Source organism: Streptomyces sp. SGAir0957, from assembly GCF_043523415.1.
Genome location: NZ_CP027293.1, coordinates 506,375 through 516,809 on the forward strand (window position 1 = coordinate 506,375; position 10,435 = coordinate 516,809).

1 protein-coding gene is annotated in these 10,435 nt (G+C 76.8%); it reads right to left on the bottom strand.

The features are described from left to right. Positions 1-11: 11 nt before the first annotated feature. Complete coding sequence (locus tag C1N81_RS07570; RefSeq protein WP_394427927.1) at positions 12-10,376, bottom strand: SDR family NAD(P)-dependent oxidoreductase; 10,365 nt, start codon at positions 10,374-10,376, stop codon at positions 12-14. Between the last annotated feature and the right edge of the window lie 59 nt (positions 10,377-10,435).

Consider the following 10,435-nt stretch of genomic DNA (forward strand, 5'->3'; position numbering starts at 1 on the left):
TGGCCGTCTCGTCAGGAGATGCCGAGGTCGTTCTCGATGAAGTCGAAGATCTCGTCCGCGCCGGCGGACTCCAGCCGGTCGCTCACGTCGCCGCCGTCCGGGGACGCGGGCGCGGCGGTGACGGCGACCGTGCCGCCGAACCGTCCCAGGAGCGACTGGAGCCGGGCCCCGATGCGGTCGCGCCGGGCGTCGTCCTCGGGCAGCCCGTCGAGGGCGGCCTCCAGGGAGTCGAGTCCGGCGAGGACCGCGGCCGCGCCGTCGGTGTCCTCGGTGAGCCGGCCGCGCAGGTACCCGGCGAGGGCCTGCGCGCTCGGCTGGTCGAAGAGGAGCGTGGCGGGCAGGGCGAGGCCGGTGGCGGCGCCGATGCGGTTGCGCAGTTCGACGGCCATGAGGGAGTCGAAGCCGAGCGCGTTGAACGCGGTGGTGGCGCCGACCCGGTCGGTGCCGGTGTGGCCGAGCACGGCGGCGGCCTCGGCCCGCACGAGGGCGGTCAGGGTGCGTTCGCGTTCGGCGGCGGACTGTCCGGCGAGCCGGTCGCGCAGCGCCTCGGGGGCGCCCGCGGTGGTCTCGGGGCGCTGGGCGAGCACGTCGCGGACCTCGGGGAGGTCGGCGAGGAGCGGGCTGGGCCGCGAGGTGGTGAAGCCGGGGGCGAAGCGGGCCCAGTCGATGTCGGCGAGGGCGAGGACCGCGTCGGGGCGGGCCGTGGCCCGGCCGAGGGCGTCGGTGGCCTTGCCGGGGTCGAGCGGGTTGACGCCGCCGCGGCGCATCCGGGCCTCGGTGTCGGCGTCGGCGCTCGCCATGCCGCCACCGGCCCACGGGCCCCACGCCAGCGAGGTGGCCGGGCGTCCATCGGCCTTGCGCGACTCGGCGAGCGCGTCCAAGTAGGCGTTGGCCGCCGCGTAGTTGGCCTGCCCGATGGTGCCGAGGGTGCCGGAGACCGACGAGTACAGGACGAACGCGCTCAGGTCGCGGTCGCGGGTCAGCTCGTCGAGGTGGCGGGCGGCCGCCAGCTTGGGCCGCAGGACGCGGTCCAGGGCGTCGGCGTCCATGCCGTCCAGGAGCCGGTCGTCGAGGACGCCCGCGGTGTGCACGACGGCGTCCACGGGGTGCTCCGCGAGGAGGGCGGCGAGCGCGTCGCGGTCGGCGGTGTCGCAGGCGGTCAGGACGAGTTCGGTGCCGGTGTCGGCGAGGGCGTCCTTCAGGCGGGCCGCACCGTCGGAGCCCGCGCCCGAGCGGCTCACGGCGACGATGCGCGTGGCGCCCTGCGCGGCGAGCCAGGTCGCTGTGCGCAGGCCGAGCGCTCCGGTGGCGCCGGTGAGGAGGACGGTGCCGGTCAGGGCCGGGCCGTCCGTCGCCGGGCCCGCCGGGGCGTGTTCGAGGCGGCGCAGGAAGGTCCCGGCGCCGCGTACGGCGATCTGGTCCTCGCCCGAGGTGTCGGCGAGGGCGGCCACGAGGCGCCGGGCCACGTCGGCGGGGACGGCGGTGTCGGTGCCCGCGGGCAGGTCCACCAGGCCGCCCCACAGCTGGGGGTGTTCGAGCGCGGCGGTGCGTCCCAGGCCCCATACGGCGGCCTGCTCCGGCACGGCGGGCGCCTCCGTACCGAGGACGCCGGTCGCGCCCGCGGTGAGCGCCCACAGACGGCCCGGGTCGGCCCCGGCGGCGCCGTCGGCGAGGGCCTGGAGGAGAGCGGTGGTCGCGGCGAGCCCGGCGGGGACGGCTTCGTGGGCGGGCAACGGCTCGGTGTCGACAGCGAGGAGGGAGAGGACGCCTGCCCAGGCGGGGGCTGCGTCTTGCTCCGGGCCGGTGAGGGCGGGGGCCGGACCGGCGGGGTCGGCGGGAGCGGCGGGGTCGGCCGTGGCGCCGTAGCCGCCGCCGCGCGGACCGGCGCCGGTGGCGCCTTCGCCGTCCTGGCGCGAACCGGCGAGAGCCGTGGCCGGACCGGCGTCCTCGCCACCCTCGCGCGAACCGGCGAGAGCCGTGGCCGGACCCGCACCCCCGCCGCCCCCGCGCAGATCCGCGAGGGCCGCGGTCAGAGCGGCCCGGTCGGCCGTCGCGCAGTCGACCGGCAGGACCCGGGCGTCCGCTCCGTGCGCGGTGAGCGCGTCCGTGACGGAGCGGGCCCACGGTGTGCCGGCGAGGCGGCCGGGGACCGCGACGAGCCAGGTGCCGGTGAGCGTGGCGGCGCCGGTTTCCGCGGCGGGACGCCATACCACCCGGTGCTCCCAGCGCCGGGTCTCCTCCTGCTTGCGGTCCTCGTCGCGCCATGCGGCGAGCGCGGGCAGGACGGCGCTGAGCGGGGCGTCCGCGTCGACGGAGAGCCGCTCGGCGAGCGCGGCGGGGTCGGCGGTCCGGACGAGGTCCCAGAACGCGGAGTCCTCACCGGACGCGGCCGGGGCCGCGGACGACTCCAGCCAGAACCGCTCCCGCTGGAAGGCGTACGTGGGCAGCGGCACGGTCCGCGCCCCGGTGTCGAGGGGCGTGGCGGGGACGGCGGCGCTCCCGTTGACGTGCAGGGTCGCGGCGGCGAGCAGGGCGGTGCGCCCCTCGGGCCGGTCGCGGCGCAGCAGGGACACGGCGGTGACCGCCGCGGGGTCGGTGACGCCGTCCTGCACGAGGGTGGCCAGGGTGGCGTCGGGGCCGAGTTCGACGAAGTGCGTGACGCCTGCCGCCTCCAGGGCGCTCACCCCGTCGGCGAAGCGGACGGCCTGGCGCACATGGCGTACCCAGTACTCGGGGGTGACCAGGTCGTCGCCGGTGGCGAGAGCGCCGGTGAGGTTGGAGACGACCGGGACGGTGGGGGTGTCGTAGCGGACGCGGGCGGCGACGGCCCGGAAGTCGTCGAGCATGGCGTCCATGAGCGGCGAGTGGAAGGCGTGCGAGACGCGCAGGCGCCGGGTCTTGCGGCCGCGCCCGGCGAACTCGGCGGCGAGCGCGTCGACATCGGCCACCTGGCCGGACACCACCACGGAGACGGGCCCGTTGACGGCGGCGATCGCCACGCGGTCGGCGCGGCCTTCGAGGAGCGGCAGCACCTCTTCCTGGGTGGCCTCCAGGGCGGCCATCGCGCCGCCCTCGGGCAGGTTCTGCATGAGCCGGCCGCGGGCGGCGACAAGGGCGCAGGCGTCGGCGAGGTCGAAGACCCCGGCGGCGTGCGCGGCGGTGAGTTCGCCGATGGAGTGGCCGCCGAGCACGTCGGCCCGTACGCCCCACGAGGCGGCCAGGGCGTGCGCGGCGGTGCCGAAGGCGAACAGGGCGGCCTGGGTGTAGGCGGTGCGGTCGAGGAGCGCGGCCTCGGCGCTGTCCTCGGCGGCGAAGACCACGTCGCGCAGCGGCGGCCCGTCGAGGTGGCGGTCGAGTTCGGCGCAGACGGCGTCGAAGGTCTCGGCGAAGACGGGCTGCGTGGAGTGGAGTTCGCGGCCCATGCCGGGGCGCTGGGCGCCCTGCCCGCTGAAGAGGACGGCGATCATGCCGCCGTCGGCGGTGCCGGTGGTGACGTGCGGGGCGCTCTCCCCGGCGGCGAGGGCGGCGAGTCCGGTGAGGAGTTCGTCCCGGTCGGCGGCGACGACCGCGCCACGGTGTGCCTGCGGATTGCGGGCGGCGGCGAGGCTGTGCGCCAGGTCGCGGGCGTCGTAGGTGTCGTCGTCGTGCTGGAGCAGGTGGGTGCGCAGGCGGGCGGCCTGGGCGCGCAGCGCGTCCGGGGTGTGTCCGGAGACGGGGTGCACGCGCGGTACGGCGGCGGGCGCGGGCCGCTCGGGGGCGGGTGCGGCGGCGGGCGGTTCCTCCAGGACGACGTGGGCGTTGCTGCCGCTGATGCCGAAGGAGGAGACGCCCGCGCGGCGGGGCCGGTCGTCCCGGGCGGGCCAGGGGCGGGGTTCGGTGAGCAGGTCGATGGTGCCGCTGGACCAGTCGATGTGCGGGGAGGGCGCGTCGACGTGCAGGGTGCGCGGCAGTTCGCCGTGGTGCATCGCCATGACCATCTTGATGACACCGGCGGCGCCCGCGGCGGCCTGGGTGTGCCCGAAGTTGGATTTGGCGGAGCCGAGGAGCAGGGGCTGGTCGTCGGTGTGTTCGCGGCCGTAGGTGGCGAAGAGGGCCTGCGCCTCGATGGGGTCGCCGAGGGTGGTGCCGGTGCCGTGCGCCTCGACGGCGTCGACGTCGGCCCCCGACAGTCCGGCGGAGGCGAGGGCCTGCCGGATGACGCGTTCCTGGGAGGGACCGTTGGGGGCCGTCAGGCCGTTGGAGGCGCCGTCCTGGTTGGTGGCGGAGCCGCGGACGACGGCGAGGACGGGGTGGCCGTTACGGCGGGCGTCGGAGAGCCGTTCGAGGAGCAGCATGCCGACGCCCTCGGAGAAGCTGGTGCCGTCGGCGCCCTCGGCGAAGGCCTTGCAGCGGCCGTCGGCGGCGAGGCCGTTCTGCGCGGTGAACTCGGTGTAGGTGCCCGGCGTGGCCATGACGGTGACGCCGCCGGCGAGGGCCATCGCGCACTCGCCCTGGCGCAGCGCGTGGGCCGCGAGGTGCAGGGCGACCAGGGCGGAGGAGCAGGCCGTGTCGACGGTCATCGTCGGCCCTTCGAGGCCGAAGGTGTAGGCGACGCGGCCGGAGATGACGCTGCCGGAGACGCCGAGCCCGATGTAGCCCTCCATGCCCTCGGGGATGTCGGCGAGCCCGGACGCGTAGCCGGAGCCCATGGCGCCGACGTAGACGCCGGTGCTGCTGCCGCGCAGGGACAGCGGGTCGATGCCCGCGCGTTCGAAGGTCTCCCAGGAGGTCTCCAGGAGGAGGCGCTGCTGGGGGTCCATGGCGAGGGCCTCGCGGGGCGAGATGCCGAAGAGGGAGGCGTCGAAGTGGGTGGCGCCGTACAGGAATCCGGCCTCCAGGCCGGGCAGGCGGTCGAGGTCCCAGCCGCGGTCGGTGGGGAAGGCGCCGATGGCGTCGCCGTCCTCGGAGACGAACCGCCACAGGTCCTCGGGCGAGGAGACGCCGCCGGGGTACTGGCAGGCCATGCCGACGATGACGACCGGGTCGTCCTGCCCGGCGGCGACCGTGGTCGCGGCGAACTGCTCACTTGTACCGGCGAGTTGACCGACGAGATAGCGGGCGAGCGCGCTGGGCCTCGGGTGGTCGAAGACGAGGGTGGCGGGCAGCCGGAGTCCGGTCTCGGCGTTCAGCCGGTTGCGCAGGTCGACGGAGGTGAGGGAGTCGAAGCCGAGGTCCTTGAAGGACTGCTCGCCGTCGACGGCGCCGGCCGTGCCGTGGCCGAGGGCGACGGCGGCGTGCTTGCGCACCACGTCGAGGAGGAGCCGCTCCTGGTCGGGGGCGGAGAGCCCGGCGAGTTTGCGGCCGAGCGCGGAGGAGTCGCCGTCGGCGGCGCGGGCCGCGCGGCGGGCGGGCGCGGGGGCGAGGCCGTGCAGCAGGGCGGGCAGCCGCCCGGCGAAGGCGGCGGCGCGCAGGGCGGCGGCGTCGGTGCGCAGGGGCGCGAGCAGCGGCTCGGCACCGCCCACGGCCTCGTCGAGCAGGTCCAGCGCCCGGTCCGGGTCGAGGGCGGGCAGGCCCGAGGCGGCGATGCGGCGCCGGTCGTCGTCGCCGAGTCTGCCGGTCATGCCGCTGTCGTGGTCCCACAGGGTCCAGGCCAGGGAGGTGGCGGGCAGGCCGTTGGCGCGGCGGTGGTGGGCGAGGGCGTCCAGGACGGTGTTGGCGGCGGCGTAGTTGGCCTGTCCTGCGCCGCCGAGGAGGCCGGAGGCGGAGGAGAACAGGACGAACGCGGTGAGGTCCGCGTCGCGGGTCGCGGTGTGCAGGGCGAGCGCGGCGTCCGCCTTGGCCCGCAGGACACCGGCGAGGCGTTCGGGGGTGAGCGAGCCGAGGACACCGTCGTCGAGGACCCCGGCGGTGTGCACGACGGCGCGCAGCGGCCGGTCGGCGGGAACCCGGGTCAGGACGGCGGCGAGGGCGTCGGGGTCGGCGGCGTCGCAGGCCTCGATCCGTACCTCGGCGCCCTGGGCGGTGAGTTCGGCGCTCAGCTCGTCGGCGCCGGGGGCGTCGGCTCCGCGCCGGGAGAGCAGCAGCAGGGAGCGCACGCCGTGCGTGGCGACCAGGTGGCGGGCGACGAGGGCGCCGAGCGCGCCGGTGCCGCCGGTGATCAGGACCGTACCGTCCGCGTCCCAGGCGGGGGCCGGGTCCCCGGCAGCGGTACGGACGAGCGCGGGCGTCAGCAACCGGCCTTCGCGCAGCACGAGTTGCGAGGCTCCCCCGGCAACGGCGACGGCACCGGAGACGGCGGCGGCGAGCGCGTCCCGTGAGGCGTCGGTGTCGTCGACGTCGGCGAGGACGAGGCGGCCGGGGTTCTCCGTCTGCGCGGCGCGGACCAGGCCCCAGACGGCGGCGGCGGGCAGGTCCGTGACGTCCTCACCGTCGGCGGAGACGGCTCCTCGCGTGACGACGACGAGCGGGGCGTTCTCGGTGCGCGGGTCGGCCAGGAGGTTCTGGAGGTCGGTCAGGGTGCGGCCCGCCACGTCGGCGGGTGTCTCGCCGGGGCGCGAGGCGGTCGGCAGGACGGCGACGGCGCAGGGCGCGTCGTCATCGCCGCCGAGCGTGGGCCATACGGGGACGAGCCCCTCGGCCGGCTCCTGGCCGGCCAGCCGCCAGCCCTCGGTGTCCGGCGCGGAAGCGAGGTCGGCGCCGGTCCAGCGCACCGCGTAGAGGGCGCTGTCGGCGGGCCGGGCGGCGCGCAGCGCTCCGTCCGTGACGGGCCTGCTGACGAGGGAGTCGACGGTGGCGACCGGGTCCCCGGCGCCGTCCGCGAGCGTCAGGCGCACGGAACCGGAGGCGCCGCGGTCGAGGCGGACGCGCAGCTCGGTGGCGCCGACGGCGTGCAGGCTGACGCCGCTGAACGCGAACGGCAGTCCCACGCCGCCGCCTTCGCCCTCGCCCTCACCGTCCGTGCCGTCGCCGGTGAGCTGGGCGTGCAGGGCGGCGTCGAGCAGCGCGGGGTGCAGTCCGTAGCGGGCGGCGTCGCGGTACTGGTCCTCGGGGAGGGCGATCTCGGCGTACCAGGTGTCGCCGGAACGCCAGGCGGCGCGCAGGCCCTGGAAGACGGGGCCGTACTGGTAGCCCTGCGCGGCGAGGCCCTCGTAGAAGCCGTCGAGGGCGACCGGCCGGGCGTCGGCGGGCGGCCAGGCGGTCAGGCCGGTCTCCGGCTCGGCGGGGGCCGGGGCGAGCAGGGCGGTGGCGTGCCGCGTCCACGGGCTGTCGTCGTCCGCGTCGGGCCGCGCGTGCACCGTGACCGGGCGGCGGCCGGAAGCGTCGGGGGCGCCGAGCGCGATCTGGAGCTGGACGCCGGTGTCGGCGGGGAGGACGAGCGGTGCCTCCAGGGTCAGGTCGTCGAGGAGGCGGCAGCCGACCTCGTCACCGGCGCGCAGCACGAGTTCGACGAACGCGGTGCCCGGCAGCAGGACGGCGCCGGAGACGGTGTGGTCCGCGAGCCACGGCTGGGCGCGCGTGGACAGGCGCCCGGTGAGCAGCACCCGGTCGTCGTCGGCGACGCGGACGACGGCGCCGAGCAGCGGGTGCCCGGTGCCGGTCAGGCCCGCGCCGGTGACGTCGGCGGTGGTCAGGGCGGGGCGCAGCCAGTAGCGGTCGCGGGCGAAGGCGTAGGTGGGCAGGTCGATGCGCGGGTCCGCGGGGTCGCTGCCCAGGAAGGCGTCGAGGTCGACGGGGACGCCGTGCGCGTGGGCGGTGCCCACTCCGGCGAGGAGGGTGTGGGCCTCGGGGCGGTCCTTGCGCAGCAGCGGCACGCACACCCGGTCGGTCGTGTCGTCGGGCAGGCAGGTGCGCGCGAGCGCGGTGAGGGTGGCGTCGGGGCCGAGTTCGAGGTAGCGGGTGACGCCGTGGGCGGCGAGCCAGTCGACGCCGTCGGCGAAGCGGACCGCGTGGCGCAGGTGGCGCACCCAGTAGTCGGCGGAGGCCAGTTCGTCGGCGGTGGCGGGGCCGCCGGTGAGGTTGGAGACGACGGTCAGGCGTGGCGGGTGCGCGGTGACGGTCTCGGCGACCGCGCGGAAGTCGTCCAGGACGGCGTCCATGCGCGCCGAGTGGAAGGCGTGCGAGACGCGCAGCCTGCGGGTGGTGCGGCCCCGGGCGCCGAGTTCGGCGGCGACGGCCTCGACGACGGCCGCGTCACCGGAGATCACCGTGGCGCGTGGTCCGTTGACGGCGGCGACGGAGACGGCGTCGCCGTGCGGGGCGAGCAGCGGGAGCACCTCGTCCTCGGCGGCCTCGACGGCGACCATGGCGCCGCCCTGCGGCAGCGCCTGCATGAGCCGGCCGCGCGCGGCGACCAGGCGGCAGGCGTCGGGAAGGGACCAGACTCCGGCGACGTGCGCGGCGGACAGTTCGCCCAGGGAGTGGCCGAGGACGTACTTGGGGGTGACGCCCCACGACTCCAGGAGCCGGAAGAGGGCGACCTCGATCGCGAAGAGGGCGGGCTGGGCGAGACCCGTCCCGCGCAGCGCCTCGTCGTCCGAAGCCCCGTCCAGGACCACATCGCGCAGGGAGAGGCCGAGTTCGGGGTCGAGGTGGGCGCAGACCTCGTCGAAGGCGCGGGCGAAGGCGGGGAACGCGGCGTACAGCTCGCGGCCCATGCCGGGGCGCTGGGCGCCCTGCCCGGAGAAGAGGAACGCGGTGGCGCCGCGCAGGGTGCGGCCGGTGACGACGGCCGGGTGCTCCTCCCCCGCCGCGAGGGCGGCGAGGGCGTCGCGGGCGGCGTCGGTGGACTCGGCGAGGACGACGGCGCGGTGCTCGAAGGACTGCCGGGCGGCGGCGAGGGCGCGCGCGGTGACGTGCGGGTCGTCGCCGGGGCGGGCGTCCACGTGGCCGAGGAGGCGGGCGGCCTGGCCGCGCAGGGTGTCGGCGCCGCGCGCGGACAGCAGCCAGGGCGCGAGCGGAAGCCGTACGACGGTGGCCGCCTGTCCGGCGTCCTCGGGCTCCTCGGTCCACTCCGGGGCGGCCTCCAGGATCGTGTGCGCGTTGGTGCCGCTGATGCCGAAGGAGGAGACGGCGGCGCGGCGCGGGCGGCCTTCGGTGACGGGCCAGTCGGCGGGCTCGGTGAGCAGCCGGACGTGGCCCGCGTCCCAGTCCACGTGGGTGGACGGCGTGTCGACGTGCAGGGTGCGGGGCAGCTTGCCGTGCTGGAGCGCCATGACCGTCTTGATGACGCCCGCGACTCCGGCGGCGGCCTGCGTGTGGCCGAGGTTGGACTTGAGGGAGCCCAGGAACAGGGGCTGTTCGGCGTCCTTGGCGCGGCCGTAGGTGGCGAGGAGCGCCTGGGCCTCGATCGGGTCGCCGAGGGTGGTGCCGGTGCCGTGCGCCTCGACGGCGTCGACGTCGGCGGCGGTGATCCCGGCGTTGGCGAGGGCCTGTTCGATGACGCGCTGCTGGGCGGGCCCGTTGGGCGCGGTCAGGCCGTTGGAGGCGCCGTCGGAGTTGACGGCGGAGCCGCGGACCACGGCGAGGACGGGGTGCCCGTTGCGGCGGGCGTCGGAGAGCCGCTCGACCAGGAGCAGGCCGACGCCCTCGGACCAGCCGGTGCCGTCGGCGGAGTCGGCGAACGCCTTGCAGCGGCCGTCGGGGGCGAGGCCGCGCTGGCGGCTGAACTCGAAGAGCAGGCCGGGCGTGGCCATCACGGCGACACCGCCCGCCATCGCGAGGTCGCACTCCCCCGCCCGCAGCGCCTGCACCGCCCAGTGCAGGGCGACAAGCGAGGAGGAGCAGGCCGTGTCGACGGTGACGGTGGGCCCCTCCAGGCCGAGGACGTAGGAGATGCGGCCGGAGGCGACGGAGGTCGCGTTCCCGGCGAGCATCAGGCCGTGCACGTCCTCGGGCACCTCGACCGGGCCCTGCCCGTAGCCGGAGGTCGCGGCGCCGACGAAGACGCCCGTGGCGCTGCCGCGCAGGGACTGCGGGCGGATCCCCGCGCGCTCCAGGACCTCCCAGGAGGCTTCGAGGAGGATCCGCTGCTGCGGGTCGGTGGCGAGCGCCTCGCGGGGGCTCATGCCGAAGAACGCGGCGTCGAAGGAGGCGGCGTCGCCGAGGAAGCCGCCCTCGCGGGTGGAGAAGGTGCCCGGCCGGTCGGGGTCGGGGTCGTAGCGGTCGGCGATGTCCCAGCCGCGGTCCTCGGGCAGCGGCCCGATGGCGTCGCCGCCCTCGTCGACCAGGCGCCACAGGTCCTCGGGCGTCCGGACGCCGCCGGGGAAGCGGCAGCTCATCGCGACGATGGCGATGGGCTCCCGGCTGCGGTCCTCGACCTCGCGCAGCTTGCGGCGGGTCTGCCTCAGTTCACCCGTGACCCGCTTGAGGTATTCCACGTACTTGTCGTCGTCAGCCACGTGTGTCACTTCCTTGAACCGGGCGGGCCGGGGCGTCGGGGGCGGGCAAAAGGACCGGT